This window comes from Streptomyces sp. NPDC036822, from assembly GCF_055609145.1.
On the sequence record NZ_JBVJPY010000006.1, the window covers coordinates 313,863 to 337,935 of the forward strand.

Annotated in this window: 23 protein-coding genes; 14 read left to right on the forward strand and 9 right to left on the reverse strand. The window is 72.6% G+C overall.

Annotated features, from left to right (window positions below):
- Positions 1 to 45: 45 nt before the first annotated feature.
- Complete coding sequence (locus ACZ68P_RS17205; protein WP_471006860.1) at positions 46 to 741, forward strand: GDSL-type esterase/lipase family protein; 696 nt, start codon at positions 46 to 48, stop codon at positions 739 to 741.
- Between the two features lie 83 nt (positions 742 to 824).
- On the opposite strand, the gene ACZ68P_RS17210 is transcribed toward ACZ68P_RS17205, so the two are convergent.
- Entirely contained in the window at positions 825 to 1,295 is a 471-nt protein-coding gene (locus ACZ68P_RS17210) for a carboxymuconolactone decarboxylase family protein (RefSeq protein ID WP_471006862.1), read from the reverse strand.
- 112 nt (positions 1,296 to 1,407) lie between these two features.
- Between ACZ68P_RS17210 and ACZ68P_RS17215 the strand changes: the two genes are divergently transcribed.
- The 4 genes from ACZ68P_RS17215 (at position 1,408) to ACZ68P_RS17230 (ending at position 3,566) form a co-directional block, all read left to right on the forward strand.
- Positions 1,408 to 1,917 (forward strand): MarR family winged helix-turn-helix transcriptional regulator, encoded by a 510-nt coding sequence (locus ACZ68P_RS17215; protein ID WP_471006864.1) that lies wholly within the window; start codon positions 1,408 to 1,410, stop codon positions 1,915 to 1,917.
- Positions 1,918 to 2,739: 822 nt separating this feature from the next.
- Entirely contained in the window at positions 2,740 to 3,078 is a 339-nt protein-coding gene (locus tag ACZ68P_RS17220) for a MerR family transcriptional regulator (RefSeq protein WP_471006866.1), read from the forward strand.
- A gap of 23 nt (positions 3,079 to 3,101) precedes the next feature.
- On the forward strand, positions 3,102 to 3,314 hold the full coding sequence (locus ACZ68P_RS17225) for a DUF6131 family protein (RefSeq protein ID WP_471006868.1): 213 nt from the start codon (positions 3,102 to 3,104) through the stop codon (positions 3,312 to 3,314).
- Between the two features lie 78 nt (positions 3,315 to 3,392).
- A complete protein-coding gene (locus ACZ68P_RS17230; protein ID WP_471006870.1) occupies positions 3,393 to 3,566 on the forward strand; it encodes a hypothetical protein in 174 nt (57 codons plus the stop codon).
- A gap of 70 nt (positions 3,567 to 3,636) precedes the next feature.
- On the opposite strand, the gene trhA is transcribed toward ACZ68P_RS17230, so the two are convergent.
- Positions 3,637 to 4,458: a PAQR family membrane homeostasis protein TrhA gene (trhA, locus tag ACZ68P_RS17235; protein WP_471006872.1), complete on the reverse strand. Its 822-nt coding sequence runs from the start codon at positions 4,456 to 4,458 to the stop codon at positions 3,637 to 3,639.
- Between the two features lie 573 nt (positions 4,459 to 5,031).
- Between trhA and ACZ68P_RS17240 the strand changes: the two genes are divergently transcribed.
- From ACZ68P_RS17240 to ACZ68P_RS17255, 4 genes are all read left to right on the forward strand, one after another.
- Positions 5,032 to 5,235 (forward strand): cold-shock protein, encoded by a 204-nt coding sequence (locus ACZ68P_RS17240; protein WP_017237636.1) that lies wholly within the window; start codon positions 5,032 to 5,034, stop codon positions 5,233 to 5,235.
- A 252-nt stretch (positions 5,236 to 5,487) separates the two neighbouring features.
- Positions 5,488 to 6,999, forward strand: coding sequence for a DEAD/DEAH box helicase (locus tag ACZ68P_RS17245; RefSeq protein ID WP_471006875.1), 1,512 nt, complete (start codon positions 5,488 to 5,490; stop codon positions 6,997 to 6,999).
- Positions 7,000 to 7,045: 46 nt separating this feature from the next.
- Positions 7,046 to 7,453 (forward strand): CBS domain-containing protein, encoded by a 408-nt coding sequence (locus ACZ68P_RS17250; protein ID WP_471006877.1) that lies wholly within the window; start codon positions 7,046 to 7,048, stop codon positions 7,451 to 7,453.
- A gap of 49 nt (positions 7,454 to 7,502) precedes the next feature.
- Positions 7,503 to 7,814 carry an SCO5918 family protein gene (locus tag ACZ68P_RS17255; RefSeq protein ID WP_471006879.1) on the forward strand — a complete coding sequence of 104 codons (312 nt, stop codon included), beginning with the start codon at positions 7,503 to 7,505 and terminating at the stop codon, positions 7,812 to 7,814.
- A gap of 230 nt (positions 7,815 to 8,044) precedes the next feature.
- Here the strand turns inward: ACZ68P_RS17255 and ACZ68P_RS17260 are convergent, their stop codons facing one another.
- Complete coding sequence (locus tag ACZ68P_RS17260) at positions 8,045 to 9,100, reverse strand: SGNH/GDSL hydrolase family protein (protein ID WP_471006881.1); 1,056 nt, start codon at positions 9,098 to 9,100, stop codon at positions 8,045 to 8,047.
- A 124-nt stretch (positions 9,101 to 9,224) separates the two neighbouring features.
- Here ACZ68P_RS17260 and ACZ68P_RS17265 point away from each other — a divergent pair, with 124 nt between their 5' ends.
- Positions 9,225 to 10,214 (forward strand): aldo/keto reductase, encoded by a 990-nt coding sequence (locus ACZ68P_RS17265; protein ID WP_471006882.1) that lies wholly within the window; start codon positions 9,225 to 9,227, stop codon positions 10,212 to 10,214.
- A gap of 155 nt (positions 10,215 to 10,369) precedes the next feature.
- Here ACZ68P_RS17265 and thpR read toward each other — a convergent pair whose 3' ends face one another.
- Positions 10,370 to 10,939: an RNA 2',3'-cyclic phosphodiesterase gene (gene thpR, locus ACZ68P_RS17270; protein ID WP_471006884.1), complete on the reverse strand. Its 570-nt coding sequence runs from the start codon at positions 10,937 to 10,939 to the stop codon at positions 10,370 to 10,372.
- A 103-nt stretch (positions 10,940 to 11,042) separates the two neighbouring features.
- On the opposite strand from thpR, the gene ACZ68P_RS17275 reads away from it, so the two are divergent.
- The gene (locus tag ACZ68P_RS17275; RefSeq protein WP_471006886.1) at positions 11,043 to 11,549 is read left to right on the forward strand and encodes a GNAT family N-acetyltransferase; all 507 of its coding nucleotides are present in this window, start codon (positions 11,043 to 11,045) and stop codon (positions 11,547 to 11,549) included.
- 88 nt (positions 11,550 to 11,637) lie between these two features.
- On the opposite strand, the gene ACZ68P_RS17280 is transcribed toward ACZ68P_RS17275, so the two are convergent.
- On the reverse strand, positions 11,638 to 12,993 hold the full coding sequence (locus ACZ68P_RS17280; RefSeq protein ID WP_471006888.1) for an MFS transporter: 1,356 nt from the start codon (positions 12,991 to 12,993) through the stop codon (positions 11,638 to 11,640).
- Positions 12,994 to 13,036: 43 nt separating this feature from the next.
- Entirely contained in the window at positions 13,037 to 13,498 is a 462-nt protein-coding gene (locus ACZ68P_RS17285) for a MarR family winged helix-turn-helix transcriptional regulator (RefSeq protein WP_471006889.1), read from the reverse strand.
- A gap of 130 nt (positions 13,499 to 13,628) precedes the next feature.
- On the opposite strand from ACZ68P_RS17285, the gene ACZ68P_RS17290 reads away from it, so the two are divergent.
- Entirely contained in the window at positions 13,629 to 13,820 is a 192-nt protein-coding gene (locus tag ACZ68P_RS17290; RefSeq protein ID WP_471006891.1) for a ribbon-helix-helix protein, CopG family, read from the forward strand.
- 54 nt (positions 13,821 to 13,874) lie between these two features.
- On the opposite strand, the gene ACZ68P_RS17295 is transcribed toward ACZ68P_RS17290, so the two are convergent.
- Entirely contained in the window at positions 13,875 to 15,326 is a 1,452-nt protein-coding gene (locus tag ACZ68P_RS17295; protein WP_471006893.1) for an NCS2 family permease, read from the reverse strand.
- A gap of 259 nt (positions 15,327 to 15,585) precedes the next feature.
- Here ACZ68P_RS17295 and ACZ68P_RS17300 point away from each other — a divergent pair, with 259 nt between their 5' ends.
- Both ACZ68P_RS17300 and ACZ68P_RS17305 read left to right on the forward strand, forming a co-directional pair.
- Positions 15,586 to 15,876: a DUF2530 domain-containing protein gene (locus ACZ68P_RS17300; protein ID WP_365715597.1), complete on the forward strand. Its 291-nt coding sequence runs from the start codon at positions 15,586 to 15,588 to the stop codon at positions 15,874 to 15,876.
- Between the two features lie 137 nt (positions 15,877 to 16,013).
- Positions 16,014 to 18,422 carry an HAD-IC family P-type ATPase gene (locus tag ACZ68P_RS17305; protein WP_471006894.1) on the forward strand — a complete coding sequence of 803 codons (2,409 nt, stop codon included), beginning with the start codon at positions 16,014 to 16,016 and terminating at the stop codon, positions 18,420 to 18,422.
- 167 nt (positions 18,423 to 18,589) lie between these two features.
- On the opposite strand, the gene ACZ68P_RS17310 is transcribed toward ACZ68P_RS17305, so the two are convergent.
- A complete protein-coding gene (locus ACZ68P_RS17310) occupies positions 18,590 to 21,790 on the reverse strand; it encodes a sacsin N-terminal ATP-binding-like domain-containing protein (protein ID WP_471006896.1) in 3,201 nt (1,066 codons plus the stop codon).
- Positions 21,791 to 22,747: 957 nt separating this feature from the next.
- A complete protein-coding gene (locus tag ACZ68P_RS17315; protein ID WP_471006897.1) occupies positions 22,748 to 23,668 on the reverse strand; it encodes a DUF3027 domain-containing protein in 921 nt (306 codons plus the stop codon).
- Between the last annotated feature and the right edge of the window lie 405 nt (positions 23,669 to 24,073).

Here is a 24,073-nt window from a genome sequence, read left to right on the forward strand (position 1 = left end):
GGATCACGTCGCAGGCCGCCGCCGCCGTCGGTGATGATGGGCGCCATGCGTTTCATGTTCGTCGGTGACAGTTGCACGATTGGCAGTGCCGGCGACTGCACGTGGCGCTACCGGATGTGGCAGCACCTGGAGTCCGGGTTCGGCGGACCGTACGAGATCGTCGGCCCGCGCGCCGAGCTGTACGACAAGGCCGCCGGGGCGCCCCTCTCGCACGACTACGCCGATCCTGCGTTCCCCGCCGCCGCCCGGCGCCACCTGGCGGGCTGGGGCGAGGGCTGGCTGCACATGGCGCCGCTGATCGGCGAGGCGATGACCACCACGCGGGCGGACGTCCTGCTGGTCTTCCTCGGCCTGATAGACCTCGGCTTCTACACGAACAGCGATCAGACCGCCGCCAACGTCCGCGCCTTCGTGGCGGCGGCCCGGGCGGCGAACCCGCACGTCAAGGCCGTCCTGATGCCGGTCATCCCGAACGTCAGGGCCGAGTCCGACGCGCCCTTCGCCGCCGAGTGCGACCGCTTCAACGTGCTGCTCGCGAAGACCGTCGCCGACCTGGACACGGCGGCCTCCCCGCTGCTGCTCGCCACCACCCCGGAGTCGTACGACCTCCGCGCGGACACCTACGACGGCACGCATCCCGGCCCGACGGGCGAGCACAAGCTGGCGGGCGCGTTCGCGGACGCCCTGCACCAGGCATGGGGCCTCGGCGCTCCGTACGGAGCGCCGGCCGCCACCCGCTGAGGACCGCCCGCCCACCCGTTCCCGCAAGGGCCCGGACGACGGCGGATCGTTCCCGTTCGACGAGCGGAGGGCCGACCGCCGTCTCACGCCGAGCGTGTGAGGCGGTTCGCCAGGGTGGACAGGGTGTACGCGCCGATGCCGAGGACGACCTCCAGGGCGTTCCGGCGGTCGTAGCCGTGCCGGAGGAAGCGGTGCAACTCGTCGTCGCCCACCGCGCCGGACGAGGCGAGCACCGCGCAGGTGAACCGGTGGATCGCCGCCAGCCGTTCGGGATTCTCCGCCGGACCGAGAGCGGCCAGCTTCTTCTCGTGCAGCGCGATGCACAGGTGGCACTGGTGGCGGTGGGCGACCGCGAGGACGACGGTCTCGCGGGAGTGCGGGTCGAGGGTCGTGGACTCGAACTTCGCGCTCAGTTCGAGGAAGCCGTCGAGCGCGTGCGGGGACTCCGCCATGCGGGCGACCGCCTGCGGGAGGTGACCCCAGGCGGCGGTCACGGCCTCCATCGCGGGACGGGCGGCGGGCGGGGCGGTCTCCACGGTGTGGTCGGTGAACAAGGCGACTCCAGGGCGAGAGGGACGGGCAAGAGGGATGGGCGAAGGAGGCGTGGGGCGGGAGGAACGCGCGAGAGCAGCGTGAGGCGGCACGCCCGGACGTAGAATCGTCAACATGGTTGACCATGCCGAGGAGAGAAACGTAAACCAGGTTGTCGAAGAGGGCAAGGGCTACGAGCTGCCACTCCTCCTCTTCGCCGGCTTCCGCACACTCATCGACCGGCTCCACGCCGAGCTGGCCGGTCAGGGCCACCCCGGTCTCCGCCCGGCCTACGGCTTCGCCATGCAGGCCATCGGCCGCGACGGGGCGACCGCCAGCGAGATCGGGCGGCGGCTCGGCGTCTCGAAGCAGGCGGCGGGCAAGACCGTCGACCGGCTCCTCGACCTGGGCTACGCCCAGCGCACCGACGACCCCGCCGACGCGCGCCGCAAGCTCGTCCGGCTCACCGCGCACGGCTTCGACGCCCTGGCGCGCTCGGCCGCGACCTTCGACCGGCTGCGCGCGGAGTGGACGGACACCCTGGGCCCGGGGCGCGTACGGGACATGGAGGACGCGCTGCGGGCCGTCGTACCGCCGGAGACGGCGTACCGCCTCGACGCCACGAGCTGGCTCGGCGGCCCCTGACCGGCGCCCCCGCCGAAGGACGTACATCCGGCGATGACCTCCCCGCGCCCGCCGAGGCCGTCACGGGGGTCGATTACCTCACCGACGGGTGCAGGAAAATCTGTGCTGGCTGGAGTAGACATTGGGTGGCGCTGTCGTTATGGTTTCTCTCGTAGCCCAGAGAGACAGCAGGGCCCGGCAGAGACGAACTGCCGGGCAGCAGTACCCGCAGTTGCAGTGCGCAGGACGGTGCGGTGGTGGAGTTTCGAAGCCAGGGTTGTTGCAGGACGGCGACGGGACTGACCACCGGACCGGGTGGCCCGCAGTGATCAGGGGCCGCCGACGGCACCGCCGTCATGGCGTTGGCGGTGCCGGGAGTGTCATACGCAGTACCCAGCAGCGAAGTCAGTCAGTGGTACCCCGGTGAAGGCGTCGGCTGCGGACGCGCGCACCGGGAAGTTCGGCAGTGGGGTTCCAAGCCAGAGCAGACGCAGGACGGGCAACGGGGCTGGCTGCCGAAGAGCGGCGCTGTCACAGGCCGCTGAGCAGTTCGCATCACCAGCAGTACGCAGTAGAGGTAGTTGATCCCGAGGGAAAGAAACGGAGGAGCGAAGCGCCATCAGGATCGCCCGGGCGGAAGTCTTGGGCCCGGGTACCGCAGGACATCGATAGTGAGGTGGTCTCCGGTCAAGCAACCGCGATCCCCGCACCCCCGACAGCATTCGGGTCCGGTGGGGCGAAGGCCGGCGCAGTATCAGGGCCGGCAGATGGTGTAGTTCCTTCGGGGCCCTGGTGCCGTACGGCACCAGGGCCCCTCCACGCGTCGACCGCAGAGAGGTGCAGATGACAGCAGACGACTCCTACGGCCGTCTCGACGACGACGACTACCCCGCCTACACGATGGGCCGGGCCGCCGACATGCTCGGCACCACACCGAACTTCCTCCGCGCTCTCGGCGAGGCCCGCCTCATCACCCCGCTGCGCTCCGAAGGCGGTCACCGCCGCTACTCCCGCTATCAGCTGCGCATCGCCGCCCGCGCCCGCGAACTCGTCGACCAGGGCACCCCCATCGAGGCCGCCTGCCGCATCATCGTCCTGGAAGACCAGCTCGAGGAAGCCCAGCGCATCAACGCCGAGTACCGCCGCACCGCTGAAGCGGCCCAGCCGCCGACCGCGGCCTGAGACACGGTTTGCGCGCCCGCCGGATGCCGGCGGGCCCCGGGCACGTGGTGCGGCGGGCACCGGACGAGGCCGGAGGTCACCATGATCCTTCTCGGGGTCACCCTGCCTGTATCGGCTTCGTGGCCGGCACTTCCCTCCTGCGGCCCATCGGGAGCATCCTGGTCCTGATCGGCGTCGCTCCGTGGATCCTCGGAGCGGTCGGTCACGCGGTCGGTGGACGCCGGCATGACTGGTAGACAGCTCGGCCCCGAGCGGACGCAGCTCACGTGGTCGAGTCTTCACCCGGCCGCCCTGCCGCAGGGAGGCGTTGCGCGATGTTCCTCTTCCTGATCCTCCTCGGCAGCGCCATCGCTCTGATCGTCATCGGCGCTGTCGTGGACGGAATGCTGTACCTGCTCTCCACCGGCGTGCTGCTTGTCGTCGTCGCCGTGCTGTACCTGCTGGTGCGCTCGATACTGCGCTCGCGCCGAAGCCGGTCCACGCCGTGACGCCAGGGGTCGACCTCGCGGGCCCTCCGGATGGCCGGCGAGTGGGTGAGGCGGCCCACGCCTCGCCCGCTCAGCGAGCGGCGAGAAGGATGGCGATGTAGTGCGCGGTGAAGGCCGCCACGGTCAGGGCGTGGAAGACCTCGTGGAAGCCGAACCAGCGGGGCGAGGGGTTGGGGCGCTGGAGGGCGTAGACGACCGCGCCCGCGCTGTAGAGAAGCCCGCCGGTCACGATCAGGGAGACGACGGCCACCCCGCCGCCGTGGAGGAAGTCGGGCAGGTATCGCACGGGTGCCCATCCCAGAGCCAGGTAGCAGGGGGTGTACAGCCAGCGGGGAGCTCCCACCCACAGGACGCGGAAGGCGATACCGACCAGCGCGCCCGTCCACACGACCCACAGCAGGAAGGACCACTGGTCCGGGGAGAGCAGGAGCACCGCGAGCGGCGTGCACGTGCCGGCGATGATCAGGAAGATGTTGGCGTGGTCGAGGCGACGCAGAACGGCCTCACCCAGTGGTCCCCAGGTGCCGAGGTGGTAGACGGCGCTGGTCCCGAACAGCAGCCAGGCCGCGACGGAGTACACCGTGCAGGCCCATACGGCCTGCGGTGTCCCCGCCAGACAGATGAGGACGATGCCCGCGGCGAGCGACGCCGGGACCATGCCGGCGTGGAGCCGGCCACGCAGTCTGGGCTTGATCGGTTCCACCAGATCGGCCGCCCGCTCGACGAGATCGGCGACCGGGTGGGAGCCCTCGGCGGTCCCGTCCCGGTGCGATCCGGAGGAAGGGCCGGTGGACTCGCGCCCCTCCCTCCGCGTGAACGGCGCAGGTCGGGCGCCGTCTCGGGACACTGCTCCCCGTCCCGAACCGGACGGCTGAGTCTCTCGGGAAACCATGTGCACATGCTAGGAACCGATCCACGACAGAACCCCGGCGGCCCACCGGATCGCCCCGGGGATCCGGATCGCTCCGGAGAGTGGCTGCCGGGCGGTCTCCTGGACTGCCGCAGGCAGGACAGGCCGAGATCCGCATCGTCGCCGCCGACGCCGAAACCGCCCGCGCCGTCGCCGAGGAAGCGCCGAGATCGAGGGCCCCGGCCCTCGTACCGCAGGCACCGGATTCCGATGACCTGCCGACGCCGCAGTCGGTCGACCGCCTTTGCTTCCGAGGCACTGCACTCGGAGTCCCTGAATACCTGTGCCCGCGGCCTGAGGATTTAGCGGCCATCGCGGAAAGAGTTTTTGTCGGCGGCGCACAGGGAGAAATATCCGAGGCACTCAGGCTGCGGCGACGTGCTACTGTCGATCTCAGTTGCAGTTTTGGTACCCAAAAACTTCGGGCGCCTCCCGCCGGCCACGTGCTTGTGGAAGCGTTCTGTATTTCCGGTCATTTTCCGGGCAGGGCATCATCGCGGCGACACGGCGTCCGTACGGTACGGATGCCGTCGTACTGCCCAAAGGAGAAATGACATGGCTGCTGGCACCGTGAAGTGGTTCAACGCGGAAAAGGGCTTCGGCTTCATCGAGCAGGACGGTGGCGGCGCTGACGTGTTCGCCCACTTCTCGAACATCGCCGCCCAGGGCTTCCGCGAGCTCCAGGAGGGCCAGAAGGTCACCTTCGACATCGCGCAGGGTCAGAAGGGCCCGACGGCCGAGAACATCGTCTCCGCCTGACGCTGACGCGTAATACGTAGCTGGGGCCCGCATCCTTCGGGGTGCGGGCCCCAGCTGCGTGCATTTCACAGGTCTTCGACCTGCACTGCGCCACCCGTATTTTCTTCGCTTGCCCGCTTGCGCGTCGACAGCTGTTCGACCCGGTTCAAGCCGCTTGCTTTCACATTTCATTCGGCCCGTGCCTGTGATTCCCCACGCTTTTCATTCGCTGCCGGAATTCCTAGATACGCGCCGTATCAAGGAAGGTTCTGAATGAACCCCACACGCACGAACAGCCGTTCCTCCCGCACTCGTGGCACCGGCGGTCACGCGTACGGCTCCACCGCACGTTCGCCCCGGAGCAGTCGCTTCGCATCGTCCGCGCCGAGCCGTTCGGGCGCGCCGAGCCGCTCCGGCGGCTACGGCCGTCGGCCTGCCGCGGTGCAGGGAGAGTTCGCGCTCCCGAAGACGATCACGCCGGCGCTGCCGTCCGTCGAGGCGTTCGCCGACCTCGACATGCCCGGGCAGCTGCTGGCCGCGCTCGGCGCGCAGGGGGTGTCCGTGCCGTTCCCGATCCAGGGGGCGACACTGCCGAACACCCTCGCGGGCCGTGACGTCCTGGGCCGCGGCAGGACCGGCTCCGGCAAGACCCTCGCCTTCGGCCTCGCCCTGCTGGCCCGTACCGCCGGGCAGGTCGCCGAGCCCCGCCAGCCGCTCGCCCTGGTCCTCGTCCCCACCCGCGAGCTGGCACAGCAGGTGACCGACGCGCTGACCCCGTACGCCCGCTCCCTCAGGCTGCGGCTTGCCACGGTCGTCGGCGGGATGTCGATCGGCCGCCAGGCCGGTGCGCTGCGCAGCGGTGCGGAAGTGGTCGTCGCCACCCCGGGCCGGCTCAAGGACCTCATCGACCGCGGTGACTGCCGGCTGAACCAGGTCGCGATCACCGTCCTGGACGAGGCCGACCAGATGGCCGACATGGGCTTCATGCCGCAGGTCACCGCGCTGCTCGACCAGGTGCGTCCCGAGGGGCAGCGGATGCTGTTCTCGGCGACCCTGGACCGCAACGTCGACCTCCTGGTCCGCCGCTACCTCACCGACCCCGTCGTCCACTCCGTGGACCCCTCCCAGGGTGCGGTCACCACGATGGAGCACCACGTCCTGCACGTGCACGGCGCCGACAAGCAGCGGATGACGACGGAGATCGCCGCCCGCGACGGCCGCGTGATCATGTTCCTGGACACCAAGCACGCCGTGGACCGCCTCACCCAGGACCTCCTCGACAGCGGTGTGCGGGCCGCCGCCCTGCACGGCGGGCGCTCCCAGCCGCAGCGCACCCGCACCCTGGCGCAGTTCAAGACCGGGCACGTCACCGTCCTGGTCGCCACGAACGTCGCCGCGCGCGGCATCCACGTCGACAATCTCGACCTCGTCGTCAACGTGGATCCGCCGACCGACCACAAGGATTACCTCCATCGCGGCGGCCGCACCGCGCGGGCCGGCGAGTCCGGCAGCGTCGTCACCCTCGTCACCCCCCAGCAGCGCCGCGACATGACCCGCCTCATGACCACCGCCGGCATCGTGCCCGTGACCACCCAGGTCCGCTCCGGCGAGGAGGCACTCGCCCGGATCACCGGCGCCCGCACCCCCTCCGGCATCCCCGTGACGATCACCGCACCCGTCACCGAGCGGCGCAAGCGCGGCACGACCACCCGCGGTCGGCGCGGCCCCGTCGCGACGGCGAGGCGTGCCGGCGCGCGGCGTCCCGCCGCTGACGCGGCGGCCTGAACACGACGTGATCCGAAAGCTGACCCATCTCCTCAGGAGGCACGTCGTGACGCTGGTCCAGACGCATCCCCGCCCGACATGCCCCGCTCCCGCGCAGCCGACGGCGGCCCACACCCTGGACGCGACCGGACCGCAGGTCAGCGATGACATGACCGTCGAGGTCGCCCTCTCGGTCATGGCCGGCGCCCGCACCGGACACCTGCTCGTCTGCGACGACGACGACCTGCGCATCGGCCTCGTCACCCGGGCTCAGCTCACCACCGTCCGCGACAGCCCCACCTACAGCGACCGGCTCCAGCTACGCGACCTCTCCCGCGACGGCGGACCGCGCACCTCGGCCACCGCCCTGCCGACCGGACGGGCCGTACGGCCCCGCCGGGTCGTCACGCCGTCCGTCGTGGGTGACCTGGACGGCACCCAGGGCGTCCCCGCGCCCGCCCTCGTCCTTGCGTGAACCGCCTCCCCACGGCGGACCCTCCCTCTTCCTCTCCCTGTGAGGCATCATGCGCTGTGTCATCGCCCGCTTCCCCTTCGACCTCACCAAGAGCGGCGTCCTGGAGTCCATGAAGGGCGTCAAGCCCGAGGAGGCCGTCGGCGAATCCGTGATCATCGGCCGCCGCACCTACCCCGCCAAGCAGGTCGGCCAGGTCATCACCCGTCAGGACCGCCGCGACTTCAGCGCCGGCGAAGTCCTCCGGGCCATGGCCAAGCTCGGATTCACCTGCCGCGACCTCCCCTCGAACGCCATGCCCGCCCGCGGCCTCAACCCCCTCCAGCACGCCTCCGCGATGCTCGGCGCCCCCGTGGCGGCCTGACCGTGGCCCGAGGGCGGACGTGAGCTGACACGCCGAGAGGGCTCGACCGGCACACGCCGGTCGGGCCCTCTCGCGTATCGGCCGCCCGCTTGCGCCGGAGGCGGGGCGGTGGGTCCCTCGGCAGGGGCGGCCCGTCGGCTCAGGAATCAAGCACGGCGGCGATGGCTGGATCTCACGTGCTCCCCTCCTCCACGACCGGATCACCGATCCGAAGGTCGGAGAGACGCCCTCTAGGCCGGACCCCGCCCGTACATCGCCGCGACCGACTGGGCCACCGTGTCGCCGTTCGTGTCCCGGCCCGTCTCGTTCGCCCAGAGGAACCACGGGAACGTCTGGTGGTGCAGCGTCACCTGCGACGGCTCCAGGAGGCCACCCACCGCCCGCCCCGTCCCGTCGCAGGCCGTCGCCGCGCCCGTCGCTGCGTAGAGGTCGACGAAGTGGGCGCCGTGCCGCTTCGCCTTCTCGGCCATCAGCGTGTTCAGACGGGCCTGGACCGAGTCGTCGAGCAGCGGCCACGCCGCCTCCGGCACGTCCGCCAGCGGACGGCCGGCCCCACCCGGAAGCTCCGTACGGCACAGCGCCCGGTCCTTCGGGACCAGCCGTGGATAGCCCACGAGCACGACGTCGGCCGCCGGGGACTCGCCGGAGATCTCCGAGAACAGCTTGTCCAGGTCCTTGCCGGTCTCCCCGAACCGCGTCTCCAGCCAGGCCGCTCCCGCGCCCCGGGCGAAGTACGCGGCGCACTCGCCCGCCGGGGACCCCGCGTCCACGGGGGCGTCCGGAAGGAGCGAGCCCTCCGTGCCGCGCAGGCGCGCGGAGCACTGCTTGAGCACCTGTCCGACGCCCGCCGTGCCGGCGCCGAGGCCCACGACGACCAGCCGGGTCTCCTTCGTCAGGGCACGCTTCTGGGGGGCGGCGCTCAGGCCCCCGCCGAGGTCCTGCGTCTCCCAGACGTGGTTCAGCCGGGCGCCCGCGCAGGAGACGTCCGCCGTGATGTCGAGCAGGATCGACTGATCGGCGAGCTGGTCCTCGATCACGTCGGGCAGGTTCTCCCGCGCCCGCACGCACAGCAGCGCGCCGTCCTCGACGGGGGCGATGCCGTAGCCGCCGATCGACGCGTCGCCCAGGAAGACCGCCGGCACCGGCCCGGCCGGCACCGGAGCGCCCGCACCGGACCGCGGTCCCGGTCCAGGGGCCGGGGGCTCCGGTCCGGCGCCCCCAGCCCCTCCCCCCACCGCCGCCATCAGCAACGCCACCGCCGCGCACGCCGTGCTCCTCAGCCCCATGCCCGCATTGAAGCGCGTCGTCCGGACGGACTCACCGCGTCCGGGCCCGGCTCACCCGGAGGAGCGATACGACCGAAATCAAACCCTTGCTTCGAGCGCACTCCAACGCCTTGGCTGTATGTCCATGAAGTACACGCAGCTCGGACGCACCGGACTCAAGGTCAGCCGACTCGTCCTCGGCACGATGAACTTCGGCCCGCAGACCGACGAGGCCGACAGCCACGCGATCATGGACGCCGCGCTCGACGCGGGGATCAACTACTTCGACACCGCCAACGTCTACGGCTGGGGGGAGAACAAGGGCCGCACCGAGGAGATCATCGGTACCTGGTTCGATCAGGGCGGCGACCGGCGCGACCGGACCGTCCTCGCCACCAAGGTCTACGGCAACATGGCCGCCGACGGAGAGGTGTGGCCGAACCACGACCGGCTCTCCGCCGTCAACATCCGCCGGGCCGTCGAGGCCAGCCTCAAGCGCCTGCGGACCGACTACATCGACATCTACCAGTTCCACCACATCGACCGCCGGACCCCCTTCGACGAGATCTGGCAGGCGATCGACGTCCTGATCCAACAGGGCAAGATCCTTTACGCCGGATCCTCCAACTTCCCCGGATACAAGATCGCCCAGGCCAACGAGGCCGCCGCCCGGCGCGGCGCCGTCGGGCTCGTCAGCGAGCAGTGCCTCTACAACCTCGCCGAGCGGCGCGCCGAGATGGAGGTCATCCCGGCCGCGCAGGAGTACGGCCTCGGAGTCATCCCCTGGTCGCCGCTGCACGGCGGCCTGCTCGGCGGCGTCCTGAAGAAGGAGAGCACGGGCAAGCGGCGGGCGTCCGGGCGGTCGGCGGACGCGCTGGCCAACACCTCCGTACGCGCGCAGGTCCAGGCGTACGAGGATCTGCTCGACAAGCACGGGATCGAGCCCGGCGAGGCGGCCCTGGCCTGGCTGCTCACGCGGCCCGGCGTGACCGGTCCGATCGTCGGCCCGCGCACGGCCGAGCAGCTGCACAGCGCGCTGCGGGCCGTCGAGCTGGAGCTCTCGGAGGAGGTGCGGGCCGGTCTCGACGAGATCTTCCCGGGCCCGGGGCCGTCCCCGGAGGCCTTCGCCTGGTGACGGGTGCGGCCGGTCACCGGGCCGGTCGGCGGCCGGTCGGCGGGCGCGGTTGACCCGCGGCCTCACACGACGGAGGCCACCGCGATGATCGCGAACATCAGGACGAGTACGCCGGCCATGATCCGGTTACGGGTTTTGGGGTCCACCCTTCGAGGTTAACCCGCCCCGCCCAGCGGCCAGGCGCCGACCTTCTCGTACCGCGGCTGTTCTCCCGGCACACCGCTCGCCGGGAGACGGCTGCGGACGAGGGCCAGCTCCCCCACCTGCCAGCGGGTGCCCTCGAAGGGGGCGAGCGCGTCGAGGAAGGGGCGCACGTCCGTGTCCACGCGGGCCCGGGCGATCGTCAGGTGCGCCTGGTAGCGGCGGTGCTCGTCCATCGCCACGCCCGCCCGGCGCGCGGCGGCGTCGGCACGCTCGGCCAGCAGGCGCAGCTCGTCCAGGCCGCCGGCCGCCCCCACCCACAGGGCGCGCCGGCCGAAGTGACCGCCTGAGTGGAGGCGCAGCGGGAACGGCGCGGTGCGGTGGGCGGCGCGGGCGAGGCGCTCGTGGAGGTCGGGGAGCAGCTCCTCGTCGACCTCGCCCATGAAGGCGAGCGTGAAGTGCCAGCCGGGCCGTGAGGTCCAGCGCAGAGCGTCGGCGCCGGGGAGGTGGGCCAGGCGGTCGACCACCCCGGCGAGCTCGTCGGTCGCTTTCCCGGGCGGCAGTACGGCAGCGAAGAGCCTCATGGGAAGAGTCTGGCAGCGGTGGGGGCCCGGCTCCCGGATCAGGCGCGAGGAACCGGTCGAATCCGGGGACGGGACCGGAGGGTCAGGCCCTACCCTCGGGCGGATGGAGATCAAGATCAGGAAGGGCGGGGCGGACGACGTACCCGCGATACTCGCGATGCTCGACAGTGCCATCGCCTGGCTGAACGGCAAGGGCATCACCGACCAGTGGGGCACCGAGCCGTGGTCGGCGCGGCCGAAGGCGGTGCGCCAGGTCGAGGAGACGGTGCTGGAGGGCAGCCCGTGGATCGCCGAGATCGACGGTGTCCCGGCGGGCACGCTCACCCTGACGCCGCACCCCGGCCCCCACGTGGCGCGGGTGGACGAGCCGGAGCTGTACGTCCGGCTGCTGACGATCGACGGCCGCTTCCACGGGCGGGGCGTCGGCGCGGCGCTTCTCGCGCACGCGGTCGAGGAGACGCGGCGGCAGGGCCTCTCCCTGCTGCGGGTCGACTGCTTCGCGGGCAGCGAGGGGCGGCTGGTGGCGTACTACGAGAGCCAGGGCTTCACGCCGACGGAGCCGTTCGCGGTGGGCGAGTGGCGCGGCCAGGTCCTGGAGCGCCGGGTCTGACGGGCGGGCGCGCAGGGCGGAGGGGCGGAGGGGCGGAGGGGCGGAGGGGCGGAGGGGATTCTCCCGGGCCCCTCGCGTCCCGCCCCGATCACGCCGCCGTGGCCAGGCGCTCGCGGGACTCGCGGGCCACGAGGCTGACCCGCGGGTGGCCGCGGCGCCACGCGAACGACATCCTCAGGCCGCCGACCTTCGCAAGGATCAGGGCGATGACGACGGCCGCCGTCAGGCTGACCAGCCCGCCCGTGGCGAAGCCGACCCGGGCGCCGTAGGTGTCGGTGACCCAGCCGAGCAGCGGGGCCCCGATCGGGGTGCCACCGACGAAGATCATCATGTACAGGCTCATCACCCGGCCCCGCATGACGGGATCCGTCGCCAGTTGGACGGCCGAGTTCGCGGTGACGTTGACCGTCAGGCCGACCATGCCGATCGGGACGAGCAGCAGCGCGAAGAGCCAGAAGGACGGGGAGAGGGCCGCCGCGATCTCCAGGAGTCCGAAGGCCATCGCCGCGCCGACCACCATCCTCAGGCGCGAGCTGCCGCGCCGGGCGGCGAGCAGGGCGCCCGCGAGGGAGCCGGCCGCCATCAGCGTGTTGAGGAAGCCGTACGTCCCCGCGCCCACGTGGTAGACGTCGTCGGCGAAGGCGGTCAGCCAGATCGGGAAGTTGAAGCCGAAGGTGCCGACGAAGCCTACGAGGACGATCGGCCACATGAGGTCCGGCCGCCCGGCCACGTACCGCAGACCCTCGCGCAGCTGCCCCTTGCCCCGGGGGGCGCGCGCGACCTCGTGGAACTCGCTCGGCCGCATCAGCAGGAGGCCGGTGAGCGGGCCGAGGAAGAAGAGCCCGTTGAGCAGGAACGACCAGCCGCTGCCGACGGTGGCGATCAGCACGCCCGCGACGGCCGGGCCGATCAGCCGGGCGGACTGGAAGTTCGCGGAGTTCAGGGAGACGGCGTTGCGCAGCTGGTCGGGACCGACCATCTCGGAGACGAAGGTCTGCCGGGCCGGGCTGTCGACGACGGTGACCATGCCGAGCAGGAAGGCGACGAGGTAGACGTGCCAGACCTGGACGTGGCCGGAGAGGGTCAGGACGGCGAGTGAGAGCCCGCAGAGGCCGAGGGCGGCCTGGCTGAAGAGAAGGATGAGGCGCTTGGGGTAGCGGTCGGCGATGACACCGCCGTACAGGCCGAAGAGCAGCATCGGCAGGAACTGGAGCGCCGTGGTGATGCCGACGGCCGCCGAGGAGCCGGTGAGGCTGAGCACCAGCCAGTCCTGGGTGATCCGGGCCATCCACGTGCCGGTGTTGGAGACGATGGCGCCGGTGAAGAAGAGGCGGTAGTTGCGGATCTTGAGGGAGGAGAACGTTCCGCGGTTCCCGGTCCCGGGAGAGGTGTCGGTGTCGGTGGGGTGGACGGGTGCGGAGTCTGCTCCGGGTCCCGTACTCAAAGCGCGTCGCCTCCTCGGCGTCGGTTGCGGGGCGGTCGGGCGACTACCCGCGGGGAAGGGGCGTCATGTGGGCGAGCTTCTCCAGGACGGGGGCGGCGGCACGCAGCGTGGCCCACTCGTCCTCGTCGAGGCCCTCGGCGAGGGTGGTCAGCCAGGCGTTCCGCTTGCGGCGGGACTCCTCGAGCATGGCCTCGGCCCGCTCGGTCTGGCTGACGACCTTCTGGCGCCGGTCGTCGGGGTGGGGATCGAGCCTGACCAGGCCCTTGGCTTCGAGCAGCGCCACGATGCGGGTCATCGACGGCGGCTGGACGTGTTCCTTGCGGGCCAGCTCGCCGGGGGTGGCGGAGCCGCAGAGCGACAGCGTGCCGAGCACCGACATCTCGGTCGGGCTCAGTGACTCGTCGACGCGCTGGTGCTTGAGGCGTCGGCTCAGCCGCATGACGGAGGAGCGGAGCGCGTTCACGGCCGCGACGTCGTCTGCGGTGCCGTGGGACAGGTCGGGCATGTTCCTTAGACTAACTCATTACTCTGGCTAAGTACCAACGGGAAGGGCGAGTCCCGTATGCATCACCCGAACGAGTGAGATGCATGCGGAAAGTGACGCAGCGGGCCGGTCAGCCGCGACCCTGACGGGCATGGCATCGACAGTGCTCAGCCTGCGCATCGACGGTGAGCTGCTCGACCGGCTCAGGGGACATGCCGCCAAACGCGGAATGAGCGTCCAGGACTATGTGGTCCGGACGCTCATTCGCGACGACTTCGACGAGCGGTTCCAGACCGCCGTCGACGAGACGGAGAAGTTCTACGGGGTGACCGGGCCCACGTGAGCCGCGGACGCGAGCCGCGAGCCGCGAGCCGTGGAGGCCCCGCGGGAGCGGCCGTTACGTGAGGCCGAGCGCCGGCATCGCGTAGTAGAAGACGAAGACCGCCGACACGACGTACATCGCCACCGGGACCTCGCGGCCCCGGCCGGCCGCGAGACGCAGCACGCTGAAGGCGATGAAGCCGATGCCGATGCCGTTCGTGATGGAGTACGTGAACGGCATCATCACCATGGCCAGGAACGCCGGCACCGCGATGGTGAAGTCGCTCCAGTCGATGTCCCTGACCGATCCCGCCATGATCAGGAAGCCGACCGCGAGCAGCGCGGGCGTGGCCGCCTGGGACGGGACCATCGTCGCCAGCGGCGTGAGGAACAGCGCCACCGAGAACAGCGCACCGGTCACCACCGAGGCGAGGCCCGTGCGCGCGCCCTCGCCGACGCCCGCCGTGGACTCCACGAAGCAGGTGGTGGCGGAGGACGAGGTGGCACCGCCGGAGGCGACCGCCAGGCCGTCCACGAGGAGCACCTTGTTGATGCCGGGGAAGTTGCCGTCCTTGTCCATCAGCTTGGCCTCGTCGCCGACGCCGAGGATGGTGCCCATCGCGTCGAAGAAGCAGGACAACAGCACGGTGAAGACGAAGAGGACGCCGGTCAGCATGCCGACCTTGTCGAAGCCGCCGAAGAGGCTCACCTCGCCGACCAGGCCGAAGTCGGGCGAGGCCACCGGGTTGCCGGGCCAGGTCGGGGTGGTCAGACCCCAGGACGGGACGGTGGCGACGGCGTTGATCACCATCGCGACGAGCGTCATCACGACGATGGAGATCAGGATCGCGCCGGGGACCTTGCGGATGATCAGGGCGAGGGTCAGCAGGGTGCCGAGGACGAAGACCAGGACCGGCCAGCCGGTGAGGTGGCCGTCGGCGCCGAGCTGGAGCGGGACCGTGGTCTGCGCGGCGTCGGGCATACGGGAGACGAAGCCCGAGTCGACGAGCCCGATGAGCATGATGAAGAGGCCGATGCCGATCGCGATGCCCTTGCGCAGCCCGACCGGGACCGCGCTCATCACGCGCTCGCGCAGGCCCGTCGCGACCAGCAGCATCACGACGATGCCGGCGAGGACGACCATGCCCATGGCGTCCGGCCAGGACATCCGGGGCGCGAGCTGGAGCGCGACGACCGTGTTCACTCCGAGGCCGGCCGCGAGGGCGATCGGGACGTTGCCGATGACGCCCATGAGGAGCGTCGAGAAGGCCGCGGTGAGCACGGTCGCGGTGACCAGCTGGCCCCCGTCGAGCTGGTGCCCGTACATGTCCTTGGCGCTGCCGAGGATGATCGGGTTCAGCACGATGATGTAGGCCATCGCGAAGAAGGTGGCGAAGCCGCCGCGGACCTCGCGGGCGACGGTCGAGCCGCGCTCGGAGATCCTGAAGAAGCGGTCGAAGCCGGAGACGGGCCCCTGGGGGGTGCCGGGCTCGGGGGCGGAGGCCTTGGCGGCGGCCGTACTGCTCATGCGGGGGTTCCTCTTCGGGGTCTCAATTTGGCGGTTCATACGAGAGAAACCCGCCAGAGGCAAACCGTTTCAGTATGAACACATGAACGAGCGACCGTCCATCTCCGCGCGTAGACCCCCGTGTCGACGCCCCGGACCCACCTCGGCGGACGGGGCCGGGAGCTCCGGAGCCGGGCCGGCGGACGGGGCCGAGGCCGCCGGAGCCAAGTCGGCGGACCGGCCCGGACGACCCGGGAGGCCCGCCGCCTAGACTGGCCGCATGGCGAAGTGGATCCCGAAGCACGAGGCACCCGACCCCCTGGAGGGGCCGGTCGTCGCCACCATCACCGGCGGCACGATCCTCTGGTTCGTCCTGTTCCTGGTGCAGGTCCCCTTCTACGGCTGGTTCGACGACCGGGACGCCGCCTGGTGGGTGTGGACCTGCCTGGCCGGTGCGGGACTCGGCCTGATCGGCATCTGGTATGTCCGCAGGCGCGAGGCGGCCATCCGGCGGGCCGAGGCCGCGGCCCGGGAAGCGGAGCCCGCGCAGGCCCCCGGGGACCTCCCGTAGCACCGCGGGCCCCGGGCGCTCCCGTCAGCCCCTCCGGGTCCTCCCGTAGTACCCCGGGACCATTCCGGTCCTCCTCCGGTCCGATCTTCCGTCCCTTCGGCGGGTGAACGACTCCTTCCGGTCGTAACGTCGAGAACATGACTCAGCGGGCGAAGATCGATACGGACGGCGTCGAGGGCACGACCACCGAACCCCCCGTCGTCCACCGCGTCGCCGGCCTCACCTCCGCCGAGGTCGCCGAACGCGTCGCCCGCGGCGAGGTCAACGACGTACCCGTCCGCTCCAGCCGCTCCACCGCCGACATCGTCCGCGGCAACGTCTTCACCCGGTTCAACGCGATCATCGGCGTCCTCTGGGTGATCATGCTCTGCGTCGCGCCGATCCAGGACAGCCTCTTCGGCTTCGTGATCGTCGCCAACACCGGCATCGGCATCATCCAGGAGCTGCGCGCCAAGAAGACCCTCGACGGGCTGGCCGTCATCGGCGAGGCGAAACCCACCGTCCGGCGCGACGGCGTCACCGCCGCGGTCTCCACCTCCGAGATCGTCCTCGGCGACCTGATCGAACTCGGACCCGGCGACAAGGCCGTCGTCGACGGGGAGGTGGCCGAGGCCGACAACCTGGAGATCGACGAGTCGCTGCTGACCGGCGAGGCCGACCCGGTCGTGAAGAAACCCGGCGACCCGGTGATGTCGGGCTCGTTCGTGGTCGCGGGCGGCGGCGCGTTCACCGCCACCAAGGTCGGCCGCGAGGCGTACGCCGCCCAGCTCGCCGAGGAGGCCTCCCGCTTCACCCTCGTCCACTCCGAGCTGCGCTCCGGGATCTCCACCATCCTCAAGTACGTGACCTGGATGATGATCCCGACCGCGCTCGGGCTCGTCATCAGCCAGCTCGTCGTCAAGGACACCGATCTCAAGGACTCCGTCGCCCGGACCGTCGGCGGCATCGTCCCGATGATCCCCGAGGGGCTCGTCCTGCTCACCTCCGTCGCCTTCGCGATCGGCGTGATCCGGCTCGGCCGCAAGCAGTGCCTCGTCCAGGAACTGCCCGCCATCGAGGGCCTCGCCCGCGTCGACGTCGTCTGCCTCGACAAGACCGGCACCCTCACCGAGGGCGGCATGGACGTCACCGAGCTGCGCCCGCTGGGCGGCGCCGACGAGGCGTACGTCCGCAAGGTCCTCGGCGCCTTCGGCGAGTCCGACCCCCGCCCCAACGCCTCGCTCCAGGCCGTCATCGACGCCTACCCAGACGCCGAGGAGTGGCGCTGCACCCAGGCGCTGCCCTTCTCCTCCGCCCGCAAGTACAGCGGCGCCGCCTTCAGCGAGGGCAACGGCGAGAGCTCCGCCTGGCTGCTCGGCGCGCCCGACGTGCTCCTGGCCGCCGACGACCCGGCGCTCGCCGACATCGACCACCTCAACGAACAGGGGCTGCGCGTCCTCCTCCTCGCGCGCACGACCCGCGACCTCGACGCGCCCGACGTCGCCCGCGAGGCCCGGCCCACCGCGCTCGTCGTCCTCGAACAGCGGCTGCGGCCCGACGCGGCCGACACGCTCGCCTACTTCGCCGACCAGGACGTCGCCGCCAAGGTCATCTCCGGCGACAACGCCGTCTCCGTCGGCGCCGTCGCCCTGAAGCTCGGCCTGCCCGGCGCGGCGCACACCGTCGACGCCCGCCGGCTGCCCGCCGAGCGCGAGGAGATGGCGAAGGTCCTCGACGAAGGTGCCGTCTTCGGCCGGGTCACACCGCAGCAGAAGCGGGACATGGTCGGCGCACTCCAGTCCCACGGGCACACGGTCGCCATGACCGGCGACGGCGTCAACGACGTCCTCGCGCTCAAGGACGCCGACATCGGCGTCTCCATGGGATCGGGCTCGGAGGCGACCCGGGCCGTCGCCCAGATCGTCCTGCTGAACAACTCCTTCGCCACCCTGCCCTCGGTGGTGGCCGAGGGCCGCCGGGTCATCGGCAACATCACCCGGGTGGCGACCCTGTTCCTCACGAAGACCGTCTACTCCGTGCTCCTCGCCGTCCTGGTGGTCTGCTCGCAGGTCGAGTACCCCTTCCTGCCGCGGCACCTGACCCTGCTGTCCACCCTCACCATCGGCGTCCCCGCGTTCTTCCTCGCACTCGCCCCCAACAAGGAGCGCGCCAGGCCGCACTTCGTGAAACGGGTGATGCGGTACGCCGTCCCCGGCGGCATCGTCGCGGCGGCGGCCACCTTCACCACCTACCTGCTCGCCCGCTCCCACTACGCCGGCCCCGGCGCCCTCGACGCCGAGACGAGCGCGGCGACCCTGACCCTCTTCCTGGTCTCCATGTGGGTTCTGGCGATCATCGCCCGCCCCTACACCTGGTGGCGCCTGTGCCTGGTCGCCGCGATGGGCGGATGCTTCCTGCTGGTCCTCGTCGTCCCCTGGCTCCAGGACTTCTTCGCCCTGAAGCTGGTGGGCGTGACGATGCCGTGGACGGCGGTCGCGGTGGCGGCGGCGGGGGCGGCGGTCCTGGAGTTCGCCTGGCGGTGGGTGGACCGGAGGTTCCCGGCGTAGGCCGGACGGGCGTCCCGGGCAGCGGCGGTACGGGCGTCCCGGGCGCGGCTCTCCGGGAGTCCGCCCGCATGTGCCCTACGGGAGTTCCCCGCGCCCCAGCCGTACGGGACGGCGAAGGGCCCCGGTCGCGTGTCGCGGCCGGGGCCCTCGCCGTTTCGGGGCGGGTGTCAGTCGAACCAGCGGTCCCGTGCCAGTTCCGCCGTGCGGGACGGGTCTTCCAGGAGGGCGGCCACCTCGAAGCGGCGGGGCCACTGGCCCGCCGCCCAGGCGAGGCCCGCGGCGACGCCCTCCAGGGTGGCGGCGTGGATGACGCCGTCCGGGGTCCGGCGCCAGTCCAGCTCCACGCCGCCGGCGCGCAGCTCCTCGTGCTCGACGTACGAGTCCGGGGTCGCCGGGCCGAGAAGGGCGTGCACCGAGGACGGGACGTCGTGCTCCTCGCCGACCGACGTGACCTCCGCCTCCACCGTCTCGCTCAGGCGCCGGACCTGGAGCAGCTCCGCCAGGTCGGCCGCACGGGACGGCGAGACCGGCAGCAGCGGCAGGTCCCCGGCGAGCGGCAGCAGGTCGGGGGCGTCGGCCACCAGCGCCTCGGAGGCGTCCACCACCACCAAGGAGCCGTCCACGACCGCGCGCAGTTCGTCCGGGAGGGTGACCTGCTCGGGGTCCAGATCGGCGAGCGCCGTGTAGAGGGCGTGCAGCTGGGCGCCGGTCACCTCGCGCTCCGGGTCCGCGAGACGGGACAGCAGCTCGGCCGCCCCGCCCGGCTCGTCCAGGAGCGCGGCGACCGAGGTGCGCACCCCCAGCGCCCGCAGGACCTGCTCGTCCTCGAAGCCCGTCGCGTCGGCGGAGTCGTACAGCCCGGCGAGGAGCGGGTCGGTGCCCGCCGCCCGCAGACCGGCGGGGCGGCGGCCGTCCAGGACGGGATGGTCGCGCAGCCACCACGCGGTGTATGAGCGGACCGTCTCCGTCGTCCCGTCCGGCATCAGCACCCGTACGGGCTGGGTGAGCGCGTCCCGCAGCGGCGGCCGGGCGAGCAGGGCCAGCGCCTGCGGCCAGGCGTCGTCGTCGACGAGGTCGAGGTCCCGGACGGCGACGATCTCCGTCGCCACCGGCGGGACCGGGGAGTCCGGCAGCCGGTCGAGGACGTCCTCGCACCACACGTCGACCGCGTCGAGCAGCCCGGCGTCGTCCGGCTCCGCGAAGTCCCCCTCCCGGGGCTCCAGTTCGTCCGGGTCGAGGACCAGGTCGGTGGCCCGGACCAGGGTGAAGTTCGCGAGCACCCCGCAGGCGGCCAGCGGCTGCTCGCCCCAGCGTTCGGCCAGCTCGGCGTCGCACAGGGCCAGCTCGTCGTCCCGCATCACCGCGGCGAAGGCGCTTCCGGGCAGGACCAGTTCACCGGCGGGCGCCGGCTCGCCCTCCTCGTCGGGCAGCGCCAGCGCGCCCAGCCACGGCTCGTCGCCCGGCTCCAGCTCCGCGTCCCGGACGAGCGCGAGCACCGTCTCGGCCAGCTCCTCCGCGTCCAGGGTGTCGGCGTCCTCGTCCCAGATCTCCCCCGCGTCCAGGGACGCGGCGACCGCCGCCCTGACCTGCGGGGTGGTCAGGACCGCCCGGGGCGTGGCGGGCAGCGCGCCGAGCTTCTCCAGGAGCGGGTGCGCCGCGTCCGGGTGCGCCACCTTGAGACCGAGCCGGGTGAGGTCGGCGGGCGTACGGTCCTGCGGCAGCAGGACGTGACGGGGCCCGATGGTCGTACGGGTCCGGGCGGCCGGCGCCGGCTCCTCCGGGTCCCCGCCGAACGCGGTGGGCTCACCGGCCGCGCCCGGCGCCGGGCCCGCCAGCGGGACCGGCAGGCCGGTCAGCCGGTCCGGGTCCACGCCCGCCAGGGAGTCGTACAGCCGCCACCACCACGACGGCGCCCGGTCCACCCCCGCGAGCCGGTCGATCGCCTCGGTCAGCGGCACCCGGCCGACACCGAGGGTCCGCAGCTCCGGCCGCCGCTCCAGACCGGCCGGCAGCAGGGCCGGGAAGACCTCCGCGAGGACGGCGACGGTCTCGGCGCCCGCCCCCTCCACGACCTCGGCCTCCAGGGGCCGCAGCGCGGGCAGCTCCTCCGAGGGCGCCGCGGGCGCCAGGAACGCCACGCGCGGCAGGCGTCGCAGGATCGCCGCCCGCAGCTCGCCGTCCAGGGCGCCCTTGCCCAGCGGCCCCGGCACGAGGTCGATCGCGGCGACCGTCACCGGCTGCCAGCCGCCGAGGAGTTCGGCGTACGCGTCCGCCGCGCGCTCCACGAGGAAGTCGGTGAGCGGCCCGGCCGCGGGGTGGCGGCGGGCGGTGTCCAGCGGCAGCGACGCGATCAGGAGGGCGGGCAGGCCGAGCGGCTCGTCGGTGGGGGTGGGCGCGTGGACGACGGGGGCGGTACGGGGGAATCTCGGCGCCCCTTCCCCGTCCACCGGCACGGCCCACGTCACCGACCAGTGCGGACGCAGCCGTTCCTCGACGGGCCGGCCCTTGAGGAGGGCGGGTTCGAGGGAGCCGCCATGGCTGACGGTCCGCCAGCGGTGCGTGCCCTGGGCGGCGCTGTCGTCGACGTGGACGTACCCCTCGTGCTCGGAGCGCGTGAGGGTCCGTACGCCGTCGGGGGTCTCCACCACGACCTCGGCGAGGCCGGGCAGGGTGAGGAGCAGGGCGTCGTCGATGGAGCCCAGGAGCCGCTCGGCGAGGTCGACGGCGGCGGAGTCGCGCAGCGGGAGCACGACGACGGTGTCGTAGCCCTCGGGGGCGGTGCCCTCGGCGGGCAGCGGGAGGCGCAGCAGGGGCACGTGGCCGTCGCGGCGCCGCAGCTCGTCCCCGAGACCGGGGCTGTGCCGGGCGGCTTCGGCGGCCAGCTCGCGGGCCTCGGCGAGGGACCAGCGGACGCCGCCGTGGCGGCCGAGGACGGCGGGCTCGTCGCTGACGGCGAGGACGGCGGCGAAGCCGACGCCGAAGCGGCCGACGGCGCCGGTGTCGTTCTCGCGCTTGGCGGAGGCGCGCAGGGTGGACAGGGACTCGACGCCGGTCGCGTCGAGCGCGGCACCGGTGTTGGCCGCGGCCAGGACGGCGGGGGCGTCGGGGCCCGCGGGGTGGAGGGTGAGCCGGAGGCGGCCGGTGACACCGGCACGGCCGGCGGCGTCGGCGGCGTTCTGGGCGAGCTCGACGACGAGCCGGTCGCGGTAGCCGCCGAGGGCGAGGTCCTCCTCGGCGTTGGCGTCCTCCCGGAACCGGGCGGGCCCGGCCCCCCAGGCATCGAGCACGCCCCGCCGCAGCCGGGCGGTACCGAAGGGGTCGGCTCCGTCGGTCGACGTCCTGACGCTGACGCTCACGTCTGACTCCACTCTGCGGAACGGGATGGGATGGGATGGGATGAGGCAGGGGCCCGAAGGTACCGCGCCCGGGCCCGACCTGGTGCGGGGCACCCGGCGAGGCGGTGTCCGGGAGGGGGGCGAGGGGTTCCCCGAACCGGGCCGGTCCGACCCCCGCGCCGGCGGCCTGCCGACCGGGGGCGGAAGGTGATCTCCCGCCCCGGGGCGGGCGGAGACGCACGGCGGGAGGGAGGGGAAGGCGACCCACGCCAAGCGGCCTGCGGGCAATGCGGAGGCCGCCCCGGGCCAGGCGGAAGACGACCCACGCCACGCGGCCTGCGGGCCTGTGGCCGGACGGGGAGCCTCCGGCGGGAGGCTCACGCCACGCGGCCTGCTGGCGGGCGGGGAACTCACCCTCGGGGTGGAAGGCGGCCCGCGCCACGGCGGCCTGCGGGCCGGACTCCGGCGACGGGCGGGCCGTACGCCTGTTCGCGAACGCGCCGGACCCTGCTGCGCGGTGGCCCGGGGCACCCCTGCCGACCGGTCGGGGCGTTCCGGCCGCGCGTCCGCCGGACACGGTCGCCGGCGGCGGCCTCGGGAACGCCTCGCCGGGCGGCCGGGGCAGGCGGCGGAGGGCCGGTCCCGCCGGACGGACACGACCTAGCGGTCTGTCAGGTCGCACCCGCCGGGCGGCCGGACCGGGCAGGCGGACGCGGTCGGCCGGGGTGACGGCGTCGAGGCGGCGGACCTAGCGGTCCGTCAGGTCGTACCGAGCACCTGGGCCGGCGAGGACCGCCCGTCGCGGCCTCGCGCGGGGTGCGGACGGAGGCGGGCACTCACCCGGTGGAGCCGAGCAGCCCGGCCGGAACCCCGATCAACCGGACCGAGGCCCACCCGCAGCCGGGCCGGCTCAGGCCAGGCCCGGCCGGACCGCAGGTCACCCGGACGGAGGCCCTCCGCAAACCGCGGCGCACCCCACCCGCGACCGGACTAGGAGTGGCCCAGGTCCTCCGGGGTGCCGTCCGGTTCGGAGACCGAGCCGGAGTCCTTGGACGGGCGCAGGGGGAACTCGTCCATCGCCATCGAGTCGTGGACCGGGGGCGCCGGGCGCGGGGGCTTCGGCATGACCGCGGCCTCGGAGTGGCCGCCGCAGCCGTACGCGAGGGAGACGACGCGCCCGTCCGCCGGGGAGAACTCGTTCGCGCACACGCCGAACGCCTGCTTCAGGGAACCCGCGAGCGGCACCAGGAACGCGCAGGACTCGCAGGACGCCGGCGCGGCCTGCGCCATCGGCGTCTTCGCGCCGAACGCCTCGTCCCAGCGGTCCGCCGCCACGTGCAGCCCGTACCGCGACAGGACCCGCGCCCTCCGCATGCCCAGGTCCTCGGCGACGGAGGCGATCGCACCCCGCGACGGCGTACGGGAGACGATCTCCGCGTCCTCGGCGTCGAGGTGGTCCGCCATCTCCTCCGAGACCGGGCTGTTCGGCGGCGGGGCGTCCTCGCCGGTGTAGCCGGGCTCGAGGCGCAGGTCGTCCTGTTCCGTCGGCAGCAGGTCGCCGGGGCCCATGTCACCCGGCCGCAGCCGCTCGCTCCACGGCACCCACTCGGGGGCCAGGAGGGCGTCGGAGCCCGGCAGGAGCACGGTCTCGTCGAGGGTGACCTCCTTGGCCCGGGAGGCGCGGGCGACGGTCACCGCCCAGCGCCAGCCGCGGTAGCCGAACTCCTTGCACTCGAAGAAGTGCGTGACGACCCGGTCGCCCTCGGCGACGACCCCCACATGCTCCCCTACGATGCCGGGGGCGGCGGCCTCCTCGGCGGCCTCCCTCGCGAGGTCTACCGCCTCGGCGCACAGGCGGTCGGGGGTACGCGGGGTACGCGGGGTACGGCTTCGCGTCGTCGCAGCACTCACAGGTCTCGCTTCTCTCCTACGCCGTCTCACGGGTGCGCCGGCCGAGGAGCGGGAGCGATATCACCGGGCGGCGGGCGGAGCGGACCAGGGGGCCGCATCGACGTCCGCACCCGACATGTCTCGCAGGTCTCGGGCACACCTATCGTCATCCATTCTGCGGGATGCCGAAGAGGCGCGCGGCCGAGAACTTCCGCCGGTGGCGCGCTACGCACGCTACCCCCTCCGCCGCCCGGCGCCCACCTGCCCGTCCCAAGTGGCCCGTATCCCGGACGCCCCAGGGGGTTCCGACGAGGCGGACGGGCGGTCCGGGACGGCATCGGAAGACCCGCGGAGATTCCGAAAGATCGCGAAAGATTCCCGGAGATCGCGGCAGATCGCGGCACATCACGTCCGGGCGGGCCCTGC

Coding starts and splice junctions, on each gene's coding strand:
- ACZ68P_RS17205 (WP_471006860.1), top strand. CDS start 46: ATGCGTTTCATGTTCGTCGGTGACAGTTGCACGATTGGCAGTGCCGGC.
- ACZ68P_RS17215 (WP_471006864.1), top strand. CDS start 1,408: ATGGTTGACCATGCCGAGGAGAGAAACGTAAACCAGGTTGTCGAAGAG.
- ACZ68P_RS17220 (WP_471006866.1), top strand. CDS start 2,740: ATGACAGCAGACGACTCCTACGGCCGTCTCGACGACGACGACTACCCC.
- ACZ68P_RS17225 (WP_471006868.1), top strand. CDS start 3,102: ATGCCGGCGGGCCCCGGGCACGTGGTGCGGCGGGCACCGGACGAGGCC.
- ACZ68P_RS17230 (WP_471006870.1), top strand. CDS start 3,393: ATGTTCCTCTTCCTGATCCTCCTCGGCAGCGCCATCGCTCTGATCGTC.
- trhA (WP_471006872.1), bottom strand. CDS start 4,458: ATGGTTTCCCGAGAGACTCAGCCGTCCGGTTCGGGACGGGGAGCAGTG.
- ACZ68P_RS17240 (WP_017237636.1), top strand. CDS start 5,032: ATGGCTGCTGGCACCGTGAAGTGGTTCAACGCGGAAAAGGGCTTCGGC.
- ACZ68P_RS17245 (WP_471006875.1), top strand. CDS start 5,488: ATGAACCCCACACGCACGAACAGCCGTTCCTCCCGCACTCGTGGCACC.
- ACZ68P_RS17255 (WP_471006879.1), top strand. CDS start 7,503: ATGCGCTGTGTCATCGCCCGCTTCCCCTTCGACCTCACCAAGAGCGGC.
- ACZ68P_RS17260 (WP_471006881.1), bottom strand. CDS start 9,100: ATGGGGCTGAGGAGCACGGCGTGCGCGGCGGTGGCGTTGCTGATGGCG.
- ACZ68P_RS17265 (WP_471006882.1), top strand. CDS start 9,225: ATGAAGTACACGCAGCTCGGACGCACCGGACTCAAGGTCAGCCGACTC.
- thpR (WP_471006884.1), bottom strand. CDS start 10,939: ATGAGGCTCTTCGCTGCCGTACTGCCGCCCGGGAAAGCGACCGACGAG.
- ACZ68P_RS17275 (WP_471006886.1), top strand. CDS start 11,043: ATGGAGATCAAGATCAGGAAGGGCGGGGCGGACGACGTACCCGCGATA.
- ACZ68P_RS17285 (WP_471006889.1), bottom strand. CDS start 13,498: ATGCCCGACCTGTCCCACGGCACCGCAGACGACGTCGCGGCCGTGAAC.
- ACZ68P_RS17290 (WP_471006891.1), top strand. CDS start 13,629: ATGGCATCGACAGTGCTCAGCCTGCGCATCGACGGTGAGCTGCTCGAC.
- ACZ68P_RS17295 (WP_471006893.1), bottom strand. CDS start 15,326: ATGAGCAGTACGGCCGCCGCCAAGGCCTCCGCCCCCGAGCCCGGCACC.
- ACZ68P_RS17300 (WP_365715597.1), top strand. CDS start 15,586: ATGGCGAAGTGGATCCCGAAGCACGAGGCACCCGACCCCCTGGAGGGG.
- ACZ68P_RS17305 (WP_471006894.1), top strand. CDS start 16,014: ATGACTCAGCGGGCGAAGATCGATACGGACGGCGTCGAGGGCACGACC.